Annotated in this window: 1 protein-coding gene; it reads left to right on the top strand. The window is 69.7% G+C overall.

What is annotated here, in order from left to right:
• On the top strand, positions 1-287 hold a 287-nt coding region (locus tag ADK36_RS16490), incomplete at both ends, for an alcohol dehydrogenase catalytic domain-containing protein (protein WP_159391164.1).

Below are 287 nucleotides of genomic sequence, written 5' to 3'. Positions count from 1 at the left end.
CCCAACGCCCCCTCAACCCCGGCGAAGTCCGCATCCACATCCACGCCGCCGGCCTCAACTTCCGCGACGTCCTCATCGCCCTCGGCATGTACCCCGAACCCGACGCCCCCCTCGGCAGCGAAGGCGCCGGCACCATCACCGAAACCGCACCCGACGTCACCGAATTCACCATCGGCGACCGCGTCATGGGCGTCTTCCCCGCCACCATCAGCCCCCACGCCATCGCCGACCACCGCACCATCACCCCCATCCCCCACCACTGGACCTACGCCCAAGCAGCCTCGGTG

The sequence above is a fragment of the Streptomyces viridochromogenes genome, from assembly GCF_001270495.1.
Classification (GTDB): Bacteria; Actinomycetota; Actinomycetes; order Streptomycetales; family Streptomycetaceae; genus Streptomyces; species Streptomyces viridochromogenes_A.
Note: the sequence above shows the minus strand (reverse complement) of the source record. Positions and strands in the feature narration are given on the sequence as shown.